The organism is Acidovorax sp. SUPP3434, from assembly GCF_030159015.1.
Lineage (GTDB): Bacteria > Pseudomonadota > Gammaproteobacteria > Burkholderiales > Burkholderiaceae_C > Paracidovorax.
The window spans coordinates 767,741-784,837 of record NZ_BQXL01000001.1 but is presented as its reverse complement, the minus strand read 5'-3'; the positions used below and the strand labels follow the sequence as shown (position 1 = coordinate 784,837).

General features: G+C 68.3%; 16 protein-coding genes and 1 pseudogene. 8 read left to right on the top strand and 9 right to left on the bottom strand.

Features of this window, described 5'->3' with window-relative positions:
• Positions 1-211: 211 nt before the first annotated feature.
• The gene (locus AVKW3434_RS03465; protein WP_284404415.1) at positions 212-811 is read right to left on the bottom strand and encodes a chromate transporter; all 600 of its coding nucleotides are present in this window, start codon (positions 809-811) and stop codon (positions 212-214) included.
• On the bottom strand, positions 808-1,416 hold the full coding sequence (locus AVKW3434_RS03460; RefSeq protein WP_284404413.1) for a chromate transporter: 609 nt from the start codon (positions 1,414-1,416) through the stop codon (positions 808-810). Before AVKW3434_RS03460 ends, AVKW3434_RS03465 begins: the two co-directional genes overlap by 4 nt.
• A gap of 466 nt (positions 1,417-1,882) precedes the next feature.
• On the opposite strand from AVKW3434_RS03460, the gene xopAJ reads away from it, so the two are divergent.
• The 3 genes and pseudogenes from xopAJ (at position 1,883) to AVKW3434_RS03445 (ending at position 4,068) form a co-directional block, all read left to right on the top strand.
• Positions 1,883-2,866 (top strand): XopAJ/AvrRxo1 family type III secretion system effector zeta toxin, encoded by a 984-nt coding sequence (gene xopAJ, locus AVKW3434_RS03455; protein ID WP_284404619.1) that lies wholly within the window; start codon positions 1,883-1,885, stop codon positions 2,864-2,866.
• Positions 2,863-3,159 (top strand): hypothetical protein, encoded by a 297-nt coding sequence (locus AVKW3434_RS03450; RefSeq protein ID WP_284404411.1) that lies wholly within the window; start codon positions 2,863-2,865, stop codon positions 3,157-3,159. The genes xopAJ and AVKW3434_RS03450 overlap by 4 nt, the downstream gene beginning before the upstream one ends.
• Positions 3,160-3,222: 63 nt before the next feature.
• Positions 3,223-4,068: pseudogene (locus AVKW3434_RS03445) on the top strand (fumarylacetoacetate hydrolase family protein).
• 42 nt (positions 4,069-4,110) lie between these two features.
• Here AVKW3434_RS03445 and AVKW3434_RS03440 read toward each other — a convergent pair.
• Positions 4,111-6,210, bottom strand: a complete 2,100-nt coding sequence (locus tag AVKW3434_RS03440) for a TonB-dependent receptor family protein (protein WP_502869024.1) — start codon at positions 6,208-6,210, stop codon at positions 4,111-4,113.
• Positions 6,210-6,911, bottom strand: coding sequence for a superoxide dismutase family protein (locus tag AVKW3434_RS03435; protein WP_284404407.1), 702 nt, complete (start codon positions 6,909-6,911; stop codon positions 6,210-6,212). Before AVKW3434_RS03435 ends, AVKW3434_RS03440 begins: the two co-directional genes overlap by 1 nt.
• Positions 6,912-7,197: 286 nt before the next feature.
• Here AVKW3434_RS03435 and AVKW3434_RS03430 point away from each other — a divergent pair, with 286 nt between their 5' ends.
• On the top strand, positions 7,198-7,773 hold the full coding sequence (locus tag AVKW3434_RS03430) for a retropepsin-like aspartic protease family protein (RefSeq protein ID WP_502869023.1): 576 nt from the start codon (positions 7,198-7,200) through the stop codon (positions 7,771-7,773).
• 50 nt (positions 7,774-7,823) lie between these two features.
• Here the strand turns inward: AVKW3434_RS03430 and mmsB are convergent, their stop codons facing one another.
• The 4 genes from mmsB to AVKW3434_RS03410 form a co-directional block, all read right to left on the bottom strand.
• On the bottom strand, positions 7,824-8,720 hold the full coding sequence (gene mmsB, locus AVKW3434_RS03425) for a 3-hydroxyisobutyrate dehydrogenase (protein ID WP_284404405.1): 897 nt from the start codon (positions 8,718-8,720) through the stop codon (positions 7,824-7,826).
• Between the two features lie 88 nt (positions 8,721-8,808).
• On the bottom strand, positions 8,809-9,975 hold the full coding sequence (locus AVKW3434_RS03420; protein ID WP_284404402.1) for an acyl-CoA dehydrogenase family protein: 1,167 nt from the start codon (positions 9,973-9,975) through the stop codon (positions 8,809-8,811).
• Between the two features lie 80 nt (positions 9,976-10,055).
• Entirely contained in the window at positions 10,056-10,481 is a 426-nt protein-coding gene (locus AVKW3434_RS03415; RefSeq protein ID WP_284404400.1) for a lysozyme inhibitor LprI family protein, read from the bottom strand.
• Positions 10,482-10,534: 53 nt separating this feature from the next.
• Positions 10,535-12,073, bottom strand: coding sequence for a CoA-acylating methylmalonate-semialdehyde dehydrogenase (locus tag AVKW3434_RS03410; RefSeq protein WP_284404399.1), 1,539 nt, complete (start codon positions 12,071-12,073; stop codon positions 10,535-10,537).
• Positions 12,074-12,326: 253 nt separating this feature from the next.
• Here AVKW3434_RS03410 and AVKW3434_RS03405 point away from each other — a divergent pair, with 253 nt between their 5' ends.
• The 4 genes from AVKW3434_RS03405 to AVKW3434_RS03390 all read left to right on the top strand — a co-directional run bounded on the left by AVKW3434_RS03405 (position 12,327) and on the right by AVKW3434_RS03390 (position 16,631).
• Positions 12,327-13,235 (top strand): LysR family transcriptional regulator, encoded by a 909-nt coding sequence (locus AVKW3434_RS03405; protein WP_284404396.1) that lies wholly within the window; start codon positions 12,327-12,329, stop codon positions 13,233-13,235.
• 107 nt (positions 13,236-13,342) lie between these two features.
• The gene (locus AVKW3434_RS03400) at positions 13,343-13,798 is read left to right on the top strand and encodes a DUF2846 domain-containing protein (RefSeq protein ID WP_284404394.1); all 456 of its coding nucleotides are present in this window, start codon (positions 13,343-13,345) and stop codon (positions 13,796-13,798) included.
• A 616-nt stretch (positions 13,799-14,414) separates the two neighbouring features.
• Positions 14,415-15,881, top strand: a complete 1,467-nt coding sequence (gene cycA, locus AVKW3434_RS03395) for a D-serine/D-alanine/glycine transporter (protein ID WP_284404392.1) — start codon at positions 14,415-14,417, stop codon at positions 15,879-15,881.
• A gap of 219 nt (positions 15,882-16,100) precedes the next feature.
• Positions 16,101-16,631, top strand: a complete 531-nt coding sequence (locus AVKW3434_RS03390) for an EF-hand domain-containing protein (protein WP_284404390.1) — start codon at positions 16,101-16,103, stop codon at positions 16,629-16,631.
• A 130-nt stretch (positions 16,632-16,761) separates the two neighbouring features.
• Here AVKW3434_RS03390 and AVKW3434_RS03385 read toward each other — a convergent pair whose 3' ends face one another.
• Entirely contained in the window at positions 16,762-16,920 is a 159-nt protein-coding gene (locus tag AVKW3434_RS03385; RefSeq protein ID WP_284404388.1) for a DUF3309 family protein, read from the bottom strand.
• Positions 16,921-17,097 lie beyond the last annotated feature (177 nt).

The following is a 17,097-nucleotide window of genomic DNA, read 5'->3' as shown; positions in this document are numbered from 1 at the left end:
TCCTTGGATTGCGGAAAAGACAGGCCCGATGCGGATCGGGCCACGAAGAACACGGGGTGCGGCAGCAGGCCCGGGGAGGCCCGACCAACGCCGATGGCGAAGGTGCCAAAGCCATTGTTACGGCACACGCCACCCGGCGCGGTAAGACGACCGCTGAATCTTCACGCCCCGTGGGTTCAAGACAGGCCTTTCACCCAACGGGCGCGCCCGGTCACACCACGCCCAGCGCCCCCAGCACCGCACCCGCCGCCAGCAGCCACAGAAGGTGAAGGCGCGTGCGCCACACCACCAGCGCGCACGCGCCGCTCAGCAGCCACAGGCGCAGGTCGGTGCCGGCGCCATGGTGCACGCTGCCCAGCAGCCAGGCGGTGGCCAGCAGCAGGCCGATCACCACGGGCGCCAGTCCCTGCTTGAAGGCGCGCACGCTGCGCCGGTGCCTGTTGCGGTGGCCCCAGCGCGTGGCCAGCCAGGTCAGCACCGTGCTGGGCATCATGATGCCCACCAGGCTCAGCGCCATGCCCAGCGTGGCCGCGGCCCAGCCCGCCGCGCCCGGCCCGCCGGCGTTCAGGCCCACGTTCCAGCCCAGCAGGCCGACGAAGAGCACGTTGGGCCCCGGTGCGGCCTGGGCGATGGCGACCGAGGCGTTGAACTGCAGGTCGGTGATCCAGCCCTGCCGCTCCACCAGGAACCGGTGCATGTCGGGCGCGGCGGCAATGGCGCCTCCCACTGCCAGCAGCGAGATCGAGGCGTAGTAGAGGAACAGGTTCAGCCAGTCCACCGGCTGCAGGACGAGGGTGGCGGCCGGCGTCATGGGGCGATCCTCCGCCAGGTCACAGCGCATGCCGCGCCGCCCACCACGGGCAGCACCCAGGCCAGCGGCCAGCGCAGCAGCGCCATGGTGCCGAAGGTCGCGGCCACGAAGGCCCACCCGGCCACCGGGCCCAGCGGGTGCGTGCGCAAGGCCCCCGCCATCCGCAGCGCCACGCCGCCGACCAGGCCGGCCGCCACCGCCCCCATGCCGCGCAAGGCGCCACTCACCGCGGCATGCCCGGAAAACTGCGCATAGACCACGGCCAGCGCCAGCACCAGCAGCAAGGGAAACAGCAGCATGCCCGCCAGTGCCACCAGGGCGCCACGCAGTCCGAAATAGCGGTCGCCGACTACCACGGCGAGGTTGACCACGTTCGGCCCCGGCAGGATCTGCGCCACGGCCCAGTCTTCGAGGAACTCCTCGTTGGTGAGCCATCCCTTGCGGTCCACCAGTTCGCGCTGCACGACAGCCAGTACGCCGCCGAAGCCCTGCAGCGCCAGGAGGGTGAACGACCAGAACAGGTCGGCCAGATGGGCCGGGCGGGGCCGGTCGGCCGCTGCAGGGGGCAGCGTGGCGGGGGCAGGGGGCGTGGGTGAGCGGGGCATGGCGGATTCGGGGCGGAAGGGGGCCGCGAGCGGTCGGTGGTTCGGGCCGATATTACGGCGCGTGGCGGATGCCCGCCCTGGCGATGGGCGAGGCTCGGTGGGGCACCCAGGCACCGCGCCGGCGGGCAGGGCAGGGTTTCGCAGAACCTGCCCCGTCTTCGCGTGTGGCATGGCGCCGCCGAGTGGCAGCCGCTAACTTGCCGCCCCAATGATTTATCGCCTTGCCGCTCGGGCGCGCGTGCCGCGCCAACCTCCCACCAGACCGCCATCGGGCCCTTCGCTGCCGGCAGACTCCCCATCGATACGGCAGGGCGCCTCCCCTGCATTGAAGGCCGCCCCCCGTGGCGCAGGCCGGGAGAGTCTTTCTCCTGTCCGTTCGGCAATCCCGGCGCTGCGGAGCCTGCCTGCGCGGCGAACCACCCATTCCGCGGCCTTCAATGGCACGCACGCCAACGTCTCCGTGGAGATGTTCGCCGTCGGCACGCTGCCGCCCGTCGGGCCCGGGCGATGGGCCTACCTGGCTGATCCGGCCCACTGGCATCCCGAGCGCCGCAAGCTGCACGATGCGCTCATCGACGACTCCCTTCGCAAGGCCACTGTCTTCGCGGAATGTGTGGAACGGTTGGGCTACAGTCCGACGCTGTTCGCCTTGCGCGGCAACACGGCCGCCGGAAAGACCCGGCTGGCCCGATCGGCCGTGCCGGCCCTCGCCGAGGCCCTGGAGGAAAGCGGCGGGGGCAGCATCAATCCGGACGCGTTCAAGTCGCGGCTCAGGAAGGTGCCCGGCCAGCCCCGGCTGACCCCGGCCAACGTGCACGCGGAGTCGTGCGTGCTCGCCGACCGGCTGGAGCGCCAGATCGCCACAGGGAAGACGGCGAGCGGAAAGCCGGCCAGCATGCTGGTCGATAAACGGCTGGGCGGTGCGCACGAAGTCGCCCGCTGCATCGCGCTGTCCGAGGAAACCGGCCGCCAGGTCGAGATGTACGACATCGACATGCCGCTGGAGCGTTCGCTGCTCGGTGTCCTGCAAAGGCATCCCGACGGGGACGATCCGCGTCCGCCCTATGCCGCCGTCGTCGCCGGCCACTGCGCCATTCGCGGCAATCGCCTGGACGTCATCGAACAGTTCCTGGCGAAGCCGCAGATCGGCACCTACCACCTGATGGGCACGTCGGCGACGGGAGAGAAGGCGCCTGTCGCGACCGTTGCGAACGGGGAGCTGACCATCCACGACGCGGACCAATACGCCGAGATCGTGGCGCTCTCCGAATTGTCCGCCAGCGACATCGGCGAACAGGTGATCGACGACGGGACGATCAGGCAGCTGACGCACGCCATGCCCGCCGCCATCGCCGAGACCGCTCGCGAAGCCTTGCAGAAATATGCCGGCCTGTCGTGGTCCCAGGCGCTCGGAATCCACTGCACGCTGACTGGACAGGATCGAAGATGACCCAACTCAAAGGCGAAGCCGCCCTGGCTTTTCATCGGCAGCTCAGGGAACGCGCGCAGCAGCAGCGGACGGCGCGGCTGCAGGACGCCAAGGCGCAGGCCGCATCGAGCGGCAAGGAGGCCTTCGACCTCGGGAAGCTCCAGACGCTTTACGATACGACGCAGCGCGGCCGCTGGGCCGATCTCGCGCAACAGGCAGTGGCCTACGAGTACCTCTACTACGTGGAGTATCCGCAGGTGCCTGACCTGCAGGCGTTCGCCCGCAGCCTGGACGGGATCGACTACTGGTCGTGATGCTTCGGACGGGCTCCCGTCGCCCGCTTTCGCGTCTGGAAACTTCCACCGGTAGGAGACACTTTGAAACTGATCCGATATGGCCAGCCGGGCGCAGAGCGTGCCGGGCTCGTCGATGCGCAAGGCATTGTCAGGGACCTGTCCATGCTGCTGCCCGACATCGGCCCCGCCCAGCTGTCGCCCCGCACCCTGGCCGCCCTCGCGGCGCTGGACCTGTCGCGCCTGCCCGTGGTGCCCGAATCGGAGCGCCTGGGCTGCCCGGTGGCGGGCGTGGGCAAGATCGTGTGCGTGGGGCTCAACTACGCCGACCATGCGGCCGAAGCGGGCCTGGCCGCGCCGGCCGAGCCCGTGCTGTTCATGAAAGCCACCACCGCGCTGAGCGGGCCCACGGACCCGGTGCGCATCCCGCCCGGCGCGCTGAAGGCCGACTGGGAGGTGGAGCTGGGCATCGTGATCGGCACGCGCGCGCAGCATGTGGCCGAAGACGCGGCGCTGCAGCATGTGGCGGGCTAAGTGCTCGCCAACGACGTGTCCGAACGAAGCTACCAGATGGAGCGCGGCGGGCAGTGGGACAAAGGCAAGGCCTATGACACCTTCGCGCCCATCGGCCCGTGGCTGGTGACGGCCGACGAGGTGCCCGACCCGCACGCCATCGGCCTGTGGCTGGAGGTGAACGGCGAGCGCATGCAGGACGGGAACACGCGCAACTTCATCTTCGGGGTGCCCCGGGTGCTGTCGTACATCAGCCAGTTCATGACGCTGGAGCCGGGCGACATCGTGCTCACCGGCACGCCGGCCGGCGTGGGGCTGGGCAAGAAGCCCGCACCGCGCTTTCTGCGGCCGGGCGACGTGATGCGGCTGGGGGCCACGGGCCTGGGCGAGCAGCGCCTGGTGTGCGAGGGCGGCTGAGCCGACCCGGGTCCCCGCGCCCCCGGGCCACGGACAGGGCGGCTACAGGAACTGCGCGCGCAGCCCCACCATGATGCGCCGTCCCGCCGCGGGCTCGAAGAAGCGCGCGTTGCCGTCGTTCACGATGAGCGAGCCCGCGTAGCGGCGGTCGAACAGGTTATCGAGCCGCGCCCAGGCCTGCCAGCGCGTGTCCCCGGTGCGAAAGGCGTAGCCCGCCCGCAGCCCGGCCACGGCAAAGCCTGCGGCGGCCTCGGTGTTCACGTCGTTGGCATACACCTTCCCGGACACGTCCAGCGTCGCACCCCATTGCCATGCGGGCGAAAGGGCATGGTCCAGGGCCAGTTGCACGGTCTGGCGCGCCGCGCCCGGCAGCCGGTTGCCCGAGGGCACGGTGGCGCCGCCCGCCACAGCGTAGGGGCTGTCGAAGAACGCATCAAGGTAGGTGTAGGCAACGCGCGGCTTGAAGGCGCCAGCCTGGGCGCTCCAGGCCAGCTCCAGCCCGCGCCGGCGCACCCGGTCGGCGTTCTGGTACACGGTGCGGCCGTTCACGGTGGCCGCCGGCACAATCTCGCCGCGGCTTTGCGCGTCGAACCAGGCCGCGTCGATGCGGTGCACCGCGCCCTGCCACTTGGCGCCGACCTCCATCTGCCGGCTGCGCGAAGCGTTCAGGCCGTAGTTGGGGCCGGTGTTGCCTGTGCTGTAGGCCATCTCGGCCAGGGTGGGCGTCTCGAAGCCGCGGCCGATGTTGGCGTACAGGTTGAGCTGGTCGGTGGCACTCCATACCAGGCCCAGCACGGGACTGGTCTGGCGCCAAGTGCGCTGGCCGCTGTCGTCAGGGTTGGCGGCGGTGATGAAGCGGTCGTTGACGCTCGCGCGCACGCGGCTGGCGCGCACCCCGGCCACGGCGCGCCAGGTGGGTGTGAGCCAGGCGTCCACCTGGGCAAACCAATCGGTGTTGCCCGCGCGGTCCTGCTCGTCGCGCCGCAGCGCGCCGGGCGTGCCGTTGTTGTTGACCCGGCCCTGCCGGTGCTCGGACAGGCGGTCGGCGTCTAGCCCCAGCGTCCAGGTCAGGGGCAGGCCGGAGGCGCGGCGCACGGTGTGAGTCCAGGCCATGCCCAGACCGTAGTAGTCGCGGTCCAGGTCCACGACGCCGCCTGCGCTGCTGGCCGCGGCGCCGCTGAACGACAGGAATTGCGTGAGCGTGCGCGTGCCGCCATAGGCGCGCACCCGAACGCTGTCGGCCGCGCCCAGTTGCCGCTCCAGCACCACGCCGAACTGGTTTTGCGCCACGGATTTGCGCGTGCCGAAGTCCGTCGCCACGGCCGGTGCCTGGCGAGGATCGGCCTCGAACTGCGCCCGGGTCAGGCCCAGCGGGTCCTGCGCGAGGGGCTGGTCGTAGAGATTGAGCAACGCGGTGATCCGGGTGTCGGCATCGGGCCGCGCGACCAGCTTGCCGTTGAGGTGCGTGCGCCGCGCCGCGCTGTGGTCGCGCGAGCCGTCGGTCTCGAAGTACGACACATCCACCAGCCCGCCGAGCGTGCGGTCGCCGAAGTCGAGCGAGGCATCCACCAGCCGCTGCCCGAACGAGCCCGCCGCCACCGACGCGCCAGCGCCACCACCTTCGCGCGGCTCCCGCGTGGTGACCTGCAGCACGCCGCCCGCTGCGTTGCCGTAGAGCTGGGCCAGCGGCCCGCGCAGCACCTCCACTTGCGAGGCCGACTGCAGTTGTGCGGTGGCCGCCTGGCCCTGGCCGTCCGGCATGGTGGCCGGAATGCCGTCCACCAGGATGCGCACCCCGCGCACGCCGAAGGTGGAGCGTGCGCCGAAGCCGCGCACCGCGATTTGCAGGTCCTGCGCGTAGTTCTGCCGGTCCAGCGCCACCACGCCCGCCTGGGCCGCGAGCAGCTCGGACAGGTTCACCAGCGGACTGGGGGTGGAGAACGCATCGACCGCCACGCTGGTGTGGCTGGCCGCGGCATCGAAGCGGCGCTGCGCCTCGGCCTGGCCCGGCACCTGCACCGCCGGGAGCGTGGCCGCCGGTGGGTCCTGCGGAGGAGGGTTTTGGGCCCGTGCGAACCCGGCAGATGCCAGCGCGCAGCACCACAAAGCGGCCTGAGGCACCGCGCGCCGCGCGCGGCGCATCAACGGACCAGCAGGGAGGGGGCGGCGGCCTTGTCGCCCACCACGGTGCTGGCCGGTGCCGGCTGGATCAGGCCGCACAGCAGCCGGCCGCCGGAGTTGCCGGCGGGATTGGTGGTGTAGTCGTCTTCCTTTTCATGCACGACCAGCGAGCGGCCCACCACCGAGGTCTTGCCCGGCGTGAGCGAGACGTTGGCGTTCACGAAACGCACGCTGCCCCGGCCGTCGTCGCCCACGGTGATGTTGGGCAGTTCGCCCGCATGGGCCTCGTGCGAGGGCTGGCCGGGATGGCCGTGCTTCTTGGCCATGCCGGGATCGAAGTGGCCGCCGGCACCGCCGAACGCGATGGTCTGGCCGGTGGTGGCGTCCGGTCCGGGCGAGCAGGCGCCATTGGCATGGATGTGAAAGCCGTGCTTGCCCGGCGACAGGCCCTGCACCTGGATGGCCACCTCCACGCCAGCGGCGGTTTCGGTCAGGACGGCATTGCCGGCCGGTGCGCCTTCGGGCGTGACCAGGCGTGCAGTGGCGGTGGCGCGTTCCAGGCCCGGCACAGGGGTCTTGGCGACGGCGGAGCGGGAATTGTCCGAGGCGTTGCCGGCGCAGCCCGCCAGGAACAGAGCGGCCGCTACCGCGGCGGTGCTGGCAGCGAGGGCGCCGCGGCATTGAAATGCGGTGCGCAATGGATTGGAAGGAAGAGGGGCCATGGAATTCTCCTGGGAAGGGTGCGTCGGGATCGACGAAAGGAATGGTGCAGGAAGCGGCAGGGACGGGTGTCGTGTGATGCGTTGCGCGGCCCTGGCGCCAAGGGTGGATCGGTGGCTGCAACCGCGTTCGCGCGGTGCCCTGGCGGCGCCGCGGGCGAAGGCCCGAGGATGACCGCATGCGGGCCCGCAAGGCGTAGGACAACGGCGGCGATGCGCCTGGCGCGGCGCGGCACCGTGCAGTGCCTGGGCCATACTCGCCCCAAGCACATTTCCGGAAGGACAACGAATGGCATCGGATGGCGAAGACCGCCAGCGCCTGGGCTCGCGGAGCGGTGGCGACGTGGAAGACGCACACATGCCCGGCGAGCGCCGCACGCGCGCGCTCGCCCGACGGGGCATGTGGGGCATCCTGGCCTTCTGGCTCGCATTGATGGGCGTGCTTTACGTGGCCATGGACCACTACCTCAAGCCGCGCGGCGCCAGCGTGACGGCACAGGGTGCCCTGGTGATCCCCCGGCACCGCGACGGGCACTTTCGCGTGGCCGGCACGGTGAACGGCCAGCCCGTCATGTTCATGGTGGACACCGGCGCCAGCCTGGTGGGCGTGACCGATGGGCTCGCGAGCAAGGCCCGCCTCACGGGCGGGGAAGTGACGCAGTTCCGCACGGCCAATGGCACGCGCCAGGGCCGCGTGGTGGTGGCCGATTCGGTCACCGTGCGCTCGCTGGCAGTGTCCGGCCTGCGCGTGGGCACGGGGTACACGGGCGACGACGACGAGGACGCGCTGCTGGGCCAGAATTTCCTGCAGCACTTCGACGTGGAGATCGGGCGCGACCGCATGGTGCTGCGGCCCCGCAGTTGAGGGCAGCTGAGGGCAGGCCCCCGGGGCTGGTCGCTGCCCCGCCGCCCGGGTCAGCCCTTCTTTTGCACCGCCTGGATGATGCTGGAGAAATCCAGCGCCCCCTGTCCCGCAAGGCTGTGCGCGGCATACAGGCTGCGCGCCAGCCCGCCCAGCGGCGTGGCGGCCTTCACGGCCATGGCGTTCTCCTGCGCCAGGCCCAGGTCCTTGAGCATCAGGTCGGTGCCGAAGCCGCCCGCGTAGCCCTTGCTGGCGGGGGAGGTTTCCATCACGCCGGGGTAGGGGTTGTACTTTTCCAGGGCCCAGTTGCCCCCCGAGCTGCGGCGCATGATCTCGGACAGCACCTTCGGGTCCAGCCCGTTGGCCACGCCCAGGGCGATGGCCTCGCTGGTGCCCGCCATCAGGATGCCCAGCAGCATGTTGTTGCAGATCTTGGCCGTCTGCCCCGCGCCCACGGCGCCGGCATGGAACAGGTTGGTGCCCATCTTTTCCAGGATGGGGCGGGCGCGCTCCAGATCGGCCGCATCGCCCCCCACCATGAAAGTCAGCGTGCCGGCCACGGCACCGCCGGTGCCGCCCGAGACGGGCGCGTCGATGAACGCCAGGCCGCGCGCCTGGGCGGCCTCGGCCACCTTGCGCGAGGTGGCGGCGGCGATGGTGGAGCAGTCGATCACCAGCGTGCCGGCGGCCAGCAGGGGCAGCAGGCCGGGCTGCTGCCCGTTGCCCAGGTACAGCGATTCCACGTGCTGGCTGGCGGGCAGCATGCTGATGAGCACCTCGACGCCCTGCACGGCGGCCGCCGCATCGGCCGCAATGGCCACGCCGCCTTCGGCCAGCCTGTCGCGCGCGGGCGGGGACAGGTCGAACGCGCTGACCTCATGCCCCGCCTTGTGCAGGTTCAGCGCCATGGGGCCTCCCATGTTGCCCAGGCCGATGAATGCGATCTTCATGGAAGTGTCTCCTTTGGTTTTGAATGAAACAGGCCCCTGGCGCAATAAGTACTAGGGCGTTCTGCTATGGAATTGATAGTGAATGCGGTCAGCGGATGGCATCGGGCGCGTCGCCCTCCAGCATGCGGCGGGCGATGATGACCCGCATGATCTCGTTCGTGCCCTCCAGGATCTGGTGCACGCGCGCGTCGCGCATCAGGCGCTCCAGCGGGTACTCGCGGATGTAGCCGTAGCCGCCGTGCAGCTGCAGCGCCTCGTTGCACACGTTGAAGCCCGCGTCGGTCGCGAAGCGCTTGGCCATGGCGCAGTAGGTGCTGGCATCGCGCGCCCCCGCATCCAGCTTGGAGGCCGCCAGCCGCACCATCTGGCGCGCGGCCACCAGTTCGGTCGCCATGTCGGCCAGCTTGAACTGCAGCGCCTGGAAGCTCGCAATCGGCTTGCCGAACTGCTTGCGGTCGTGCATGTACTGCTGCGCCTGGGCCAGCGCGCCCTGCGCCGCGCCCACCGAGCAGGTGGCGATGTTGATGCGCCCGCCGTCGAGGCCCTTCATGGCGATCTTGAAGCCCTCGCCCTCGCGCCCCAGCAGGTGGTCGGCCGGAATGCGCACGTTGTCGAAGCTGATGGTGCGGGTGGGCTGGCTGTTCCAGCCCATCTTTTCTTCCTTCTTGCCGTACTGGATGCCCGGTGCATCGGCCGGCACCGCGAAGGCGCTGATGCCCGCCGCGCCCGATGCGGCGTCGCCGGTGCGGGCCATCAGCACCAGCACGTCGGTGCTGCCCGCGCCGCTGATGAACGCCTTGGCGCCGTTGATGACGTATTCGGTGCCCGCCAACTCCGCCCGGGTCTTGAGCGAGGCCGCGTCCGAACCCGCGCCGGGTTCGGTCAGGCAGTACGAGGCGAGCTTCTCGCCGCTGGCCAGCAGGGGACCCCAGCGGTTGCGCACGGCGTCGGTCGCCCAGGTGCCGAGCATCCAGGTGGCCATGTTGTGGATGGTGATGAAGGCGGTGGTGGACGGGTCCACCGCCGCCATTTCCTCGAACACCAGGGTGGCGTCGAGCCGGGGCAGGGCGAGGCCGCCCGCGTTCTCGGGGGCATACAGGCCGCAAAAGCCCAGGGCGCCGGCCGCGGCGATCGCCTCGCGCGGGAAGGTGCCCTCGGCGTCCCAGCGGGCCGCGTGCGGCGCCAGTTCGGCGCGCGCGAAGTCGCGCGCCGTCTCGGCGAAGGCGCGCTGTTCTTCGGTCAGTTCAAAGTCCATGGGTCGGGTCTCGCTGGCGGTCGTTCGTTGTTCTGCTTTGTCTCGTTGCGGGCGGGGCGGGGTGGACGGTGGCGGATGCGTCACGGCTTGGCGGAGGGATGGTCCAGCGTCAGCCAGCGCATCAACCCCTGGCGGCGCGCCTCGGTCTCGGCGGTCAGGCAGGCGTGGTACAGGCGCGGCCACTCGGGCAGGCCCTCGGTGGACTGGGTGCCCTGCTTGCACATCATGGTGCGCTGGCGCTGCCAGGCGGTTTGCTCTTGCCGCAGCTGTGGCCGCTCGTGGGCCGACAGCGCGCGCATCACGTCGCTGTAGAGAATCGCAATGGCCGTGTCCGCCTGCTGGTAGGTTTGCACCGCGCAGGCATTGGTCTCGGCCACCGTGCCCTCGGGCCGGCAGGGTGCGCCCGCCTGGGCGTGGGCCCCCGCGCTGAACAGCAGGGCGCAGGCCGCGCCGCCACCCCAGGCGAGCGCCGCCCACCGTTTCGTCGTGATCTTGAGAATGTGCATCCTTGGCGTTGTAGCACCGCGCGGCCCCGGCCGGCCGCTCCCGCGCCAGCGGGCTACCTCAGGCTGATGGTGGTGTTCACGCCGTGCGAGATGGTGCTGTCGTCGAACCAGCGCGCTGTGACCGTCTTGGTCTGCGTGTAAAACAGCACGACCTGCTTGCCATACGGCCCCAGGTCGCCCAGCTTGGAGGCACGCGAGCCCGAGAACGAGAACAGCGGCACGGGCACGGGAATCGGCACGTTGATGCCCACCTGGCCCACGTCGATCTCTTCCTGGAACTTGCGCGCTGCCGCGCCCGACTGGGTGAAGATGGCCGTGCCGTTGCCGTTCGGGTTGTCGTTGATGAAGGCGATCGCTTCATCGATGTCGGCCGCCGCGCCCAGGCACAGCACCGGGCCGAAGACCTCCTGGTCGTAGATGGACATGCCGGGCTTCACGCCGCTGAACACCGTGGGGCCGACGAAGTTGCCTTTTTCGTAGCCCGCCACCTGCGGCTTGCGGCCGTCCAGCTCCAGCGTGGCGCCGTCGGCGATGCCGCGCTCTATCAGGTGTTCCACCCGGTCCTTCGCTGCGCACGAGACCAACGGGCCCACGTCGGTGCCCTTGTCGGTGCCGCCGCTCACCTTGAGCGTCTTGGCCTTGGCGACGAGGTCGGGAATCCACTGCTGGGCCTCGCCCACCAGCACCACCACCGACAGCGCCATGCAGCGCTGGCCCGCAGCGCCGAAGGCGGCGCCCGCCAGGGCGTTGAGCGTCTGCTCCTTGTTGGCGTCGGGCATGACGATGGCGTGGTTCTTCGCGCCCATCATGCATTGCACGCGCTTGGCCGAAAGGCTGGCGCGGTTGTACACGTGCGTGCCCACCTTGGTGCTGCCCACGAAGCTGATCGCCTTGATGTCCGGGTGGTCGCAGATGGCGTTCACCGCGTCCTCACCGCCGTGCACCACGTTCAGCACGCCCGGGGGCACGCCGGCCTCCAGCGCCAGCTCGCACAGGCGCATGGTCACCATCGGGTCCTGCTCGGAGGGCTTGAGCACGAAGGTGTTGCCCGTGGCGATCGCCATGGGGAACATCCACAGCGGGATCATGGCGGGGAAATTGAACGGGGTGATGCCCGCGCACACGCCCAGCGGCTGCATCAGCGTATAGGTGTCCACGCCGCCGGCCACGTTGTTGGCCAACTCGCCCAGCTGCAGGTTGCCGATGGCGCTGGCGTGCTCCACCACCTCCAGGCCGCGGAACACGTCGCCCTCGGCATCGGGCAGCGTCTTGCCTTGCTCGGCCGTCAGGATCGCGGCCAGTTCGGCCATGTTCTCGCGGATCAGCTGCTGGTACTTGAGGAAGATGCGCGCCCGGGCGCCGATGGCCGTTTTCTTCCAGGTCTTGAAGGCTTCCTTGCCCGAGGCGACGGCGGCGTTGATCTCCTCTGGCGTGGCAAAGGGCACGCGCGCCAGCACTTCCTGCGTGGCGGGGTTCACTACGTTGCGCCACTGGGTGGTTTGGGACTCGATGAACTGGCCGCCGATCAGCAGCTTGACGGTGGGGGCCAGGGCGGCCTGTGGGGCCTGTTGAGCGGTGATGGATGCGTCCATGGTGTCTTGTCTCCTGTATCTGTCTGTCATGTGGGGCCGGGACAATGGCATTTGCCCGGCCGGGGCTGGCGGCCCGGCAGGGCGCCCGGGCCGCAACCGCGGGCAAATCCCGGTGGCCTGCGCATCCTAGCTGTGCGAAATTGCCAGCACAAGGCGCATGCATGCACCTTGGGTTTGCAAATTTGCACAGGCGGCGGCTGGCCGGCCAGCACGCGCCCCACGAAGAACACATGGATGAGAGGGCCTCACACGAATGGAATGGGACAACCTGCGCTACTTTCTGGAGCTGGCGCGCTCCGGCACCCTGGCCGGCGCGGCACGCCGCACGGGCGTGGAGCACACCACGGTGGCCCGCCGCATCCAGTCGCTGGAAAAGCAGATGGGCGCACCGCTGTTCGCACGCGAGGCCGGCGGGCACCGCCTGACGGAGGCGGGCCGGCAACTGCTGCCCGCCGTCGAGGCCATGGAAACCGCGGTGCTCGGCCTGGAGCGCGCGGCCCCGGCCAATGCCGCGGCGGGCCTGTCCGGGGTGGTGCGCGTGGGCGCGACGGAAGGCTTCGGCACGCTCATCCTCGCGCCGCACCTGGCACGGCTCACGCAGAAGAACCCCGGCCTCACCATCGACCTGCTGGCCTTGCCGCGCATGCTGCACCTGTCCCGGCGCGAGGCGGACATCGTCATCTCGCTGGAGCGCCCCGCGCGGGGATCGGTCATCGTCGCCAAGCTGGCGGACTACACGTTGCACCTGTACGGCCAGCGCGAGTACCTGGCCCGTCGCCCGCTGGTCTCGACCCGGGACGATCTGCGCCACCATGCCTTCGTGAGCTATGTGGACGATTTGCTCTTCACCAAGGAACTGCAGTTTCTGGACGCATTGCACCGGCCGGCGCGGTTCGCGTTTCGCAGCACCAGCATCACGGCGCAGTACGAAGCGGTGCGCGCCGGCGCAGGGTTGGCCGTGCTCCCGGCCTTTCTGGCCGACCGCGATCCGGTGCTGGCCCGGGTGCTGCCCGAAGAGGCCCGGTTCACGCGGACCTTCTGGATGAGCATGCCGGCGGAGGCCAAGCACCAGGCGCGCATCCAGGCGGTCTGGACCTGGCTGAAGGAGGTGTCCTCCGACCAGACGCTGAAAATCGTTCACGCGCCGGATGCGTCGGAATAATACGAACGTAACTAAATGTATGATCTCGCCGCCTCGGAGCCACGGGAGTGGTTTGATTTTTCGCATGCCCGAGGACATGCCATGCGAATATCCCTGATGAGAAACCCATGAAGAAGATTGCTTTGATTGTTTTGATGTCCGCGCTGTTCACTGGATGCGCTTCCGTGAAGATGGAAAGCAAGGAGGCTTCGGCAAAGGCCAAGGAATTTGCGCAGCCCAGCGAAGGCCATTCGGGGCTTTATGTCTATCGCGACAGTTTCGTGGGCAAGGCGATCAAACGAAATATCTGGGTGGACGGAAAATGCCTGGGGGAATCGGGTCCTGACGTGTTCTTTCACACGGAAGTCACGGGTGGACAGGAACACGTGATTGCCACGGATTCCGAGTTCTCGCCCAACGAGCTGAAAGTGATGTTCGAGAAAGGCAAAAACTACTTCGTCCGGCAGTACATGAAGATCGGTGCATTCATCGGCGGCTCCGACGTCGAACTGATCCCTGAGGCAGAAGGCAAGGCCGCCGTGGCGAAGCTCGAAATGGCGACGGCAGGCACCTGCAGCAAATAACGCCAGCGGATCGCCGCTTCGGTAGCGGTCGGTCCGGTCTTTCATGGCCATGCTGATTTCGAATTCCAGGGCGTCTGCTGCACCCAGTGGCGCGCCCGCGGTCGGCGCAGCCGTTTTGATCCAACGGGATGACTGCGCGGATTCCGTCCGGTCTGTCTTGGATATGGACGGCGCGACGATTCCACTGCATTCGCTTGGAAATAGCCGGCCCTCGCGATAATCGGTCAGCCTGTTTCAATAACCGCTGTTTCAAAAAATCCAGATTTGAATCGGAACAATCAATCCGAGCCGGCGAACGATCCGCTCTCTTGATACACCGCTCCATGGTGGGTCCCGTCGCAGAGCCGCCGCCCGGTTTATCGTGCGCCAAACAGGGTAGGTGGCCGACTCGACCCGCCAACCTTTGGATGCAGCGCTGCACCCATTTGGGGCGTGGCTGGTTTATCCTCCCGCCCTTCCATCGGTCAGGGAGGGAATACCCTGAGCCGGGCCAGTCCGGCGTACCGCGCCGTGCGTCTTGGGAGAGAAGCCCGGAAGCGCGATCCATCCAGACACGGCAGTGGCCGCCCTGAATGCCCTTCGCGCCGAAGAAACAACATCAATCAGGAGGTTTTCCATGGCAACCCAGGTTTCGCCCGACATTCCGGGCCGGCACGACAGCGACCATCTGCAGCGCAGTTTGTCCAACCGGCACATCCAGCTCATTGCCATCGGCGGGGCCATCGGCACCGGCCTCTTCATGGGCTCGGGCAAGACGATCAGCCTCGCGGGGCCGTCGATCGTGTTCGTCTACATGATGATCGGCTTCATTCTGTTTTTCGTGATGCGGGCCATGGGCGAGCTGCTGCTGTCCAACCTGCAGTACAAGTCCTTCATCGATTTCGCGGCCGATCTGCTCGGCCCCTGGGCCGGGTTCTTCACCGGCTGGTCTTACTGGTTCTGCTGGATCATCACGGGCATCGCCGACGTGATCGCCATCTCGGCTTACTCGCAGTTCTGGTTCCCCCACCTGCCGCAGTGGGCGCCGGCACTGGCCTGCGTGGGGCTGCTGCTGTCGCTCAATCTGCTCACGGTGAAGCTTTTCGGCGAGATCGAATTCTGGTTCGCCATGATCAAGATCGTGGCCATCATGGCGCTGGTGGCGACGGGGTTCTACATGGTTTACGCCCATTTCGTCTCGCCCTCGGGCCGCACGGCGAGCGTGGCCAACCTGTGGAACGACGGCGGCATGTTCCCGCACGGTTGGATGGGGTTCTTCGCCGGCTTCCAGATCGCGGTGTTCGCCTTCGCGGGCATCGAGCTGGTGGGCACGACCGCCGCGGAGGCCAAGGACCCGGAGCGCACGCTGCCGCGCGCGATCAACTCCATCCCGCTGCGCATCATCGTGTTCTATGTGTTCTCGCTGGTGGCCATCATGGCGGTCACCCCGTGGCGCGAGGTGGTGCCCGGCAAGAGCCCGTTCGTCGAGCTGTTCGTGCTGGCCGGGCTGCCCGCGGCGGCCAGCGTGATCAATTTCGTGGTGCTGACCTCGGCGGCCTCGTCGGCCAACAGCGGGGTGTTTTCCACCAGCCGCATGCTGTTCGGCCTAGCCGAGAAAGGCGTGGCGCCAAGGCGCTTCGCTAAGCTGTCGCGCCGCGGCGTGCCTTCGAGCGGACTGCTGTTTTCGTGCACCTGCCTGCTGGCCGGCGCTTTTCTCATGTGGGTGATTCCGGACCTGGTGGAGGCCTTCACGCTGGTGACCACCGTCTCGGCCATCCTCTACATGTTCGTCTGGTCGATGATCCTGCTGTCCTATATCGCCTACCGCCGACAGCGACCGAAGCTGCATGCGGCCTCGCTGTACAAGATGCCGGGCGGTGCCTGGATGTGCGGCGTGTGCCTGGCGTTCTTCGCCGGCATCGTGGTGCTGCTGTCGTTCGAGGCTGATACGCGCCAGGCCCTGCTGACCACGCCCGCCTGGTTCGTACTGCTGGCGCTGGCGTATCAGTTCGTGCGGCGCCGGCCGCCGGGCGCGCGCGCTTCGCTGCCGGGCAATGCTCCGACCGGAGCACTGGGAGCCCGCGTGTCGCCTGAGCGGGGGTGATTTTCGGATCTTTCAGGCTCCGTCACGCCTCGCTTCTGGGATGGGCCACCCATGGGCCCAGGCGGGGCCCGGTCCTGAACAGTCCATGGGAAGTTAATGGCCTGGAGATCGGGGCTTTTTCACCGCATTGGAATTTTCGCCAGGGCCTACCCTGCATGGGCCGGGCGAAGGGCGTTTTCTTGTGTGGACTGCTTCGCCACCGACAGGAGTACTTTGGCGATGACACCCCTTATTTCCGGCCTTGCATCGGTCGCATCCCTGCTGTTCAACGCGTCGTCCTCCGGAGCGGCGAAACCCTCGGCTTCCGCGCGGGGCAGCGACGCTTCGCCCGCCGAGCCCTCCACGCAGATCACCTTGAGCAAAGAAGCCGAGGCGCTGTCCGGCGTTGCGGGCCAGAGCGCGGCCGCATCCACCCGGGGCGTGGCGGCGCGGTCTTCCCTCGCGTCGTCTCAGGGCGGGTCGGTCTCCGCGGAGAGTTTTGGAGAGCTGCTCACCCAGTTCGGTGCGACCCAGGCGCAGAAAGAGCAGCTGACGGCCGGGTTCGATGCCAACCACGACGGCAATATCTCCCAGGAAGAATTCATGAAGGGCCTGGGAGACACCTCTGGCGCCAAGACCGGCAACAGCGAACTGTCGCAGGCCATCCTGCAGTTGATGGATCAGGGGGGCAATGCCAATGGGGTGGTGGACGGCAAGGAGTTCGCCCAATTCTCGATGGCATTCATCGCGGCGGAGAAACGGCCTGCGTGATCAATCGTTTTGGGGATGGAGTGGTGGACTGCTGGCCTCGCTGGCGCCATCAACGGGCAAACAAAAAAAGCGGCCTGGTAGGCCGCCTTTTTGAAAAATCGACACCGCGGTAGCACGGCGTCGATGGGGCTTATATCCGGCCCATCAGCAGCAGGACCAACAGGATCACCACCACCAATCCGATACCGCCGCTGGGACCATATCCCCACGAGCGGCTGTGGCCCCAGGTAGGCAGGGCACCGATCAAGATCAAGATCAGCACGATGAGCAGGATGAGAGAAATAGACATGGTTTCCTTTGGAGTAGGTGAGTATCGGTAGACCAAGTGTCGAATGCTGAAACAATTGTTTCGGCAGGACTGGGGGCCCTGAACTCGTAGGAGGGGTCCGATGCAAAGTTGTGCTGCCGCCTTCGCTTCGAGGGTCATGCCTTCGCTACTTTTGGGGGAAGGGCAGCGGGCTTGCGC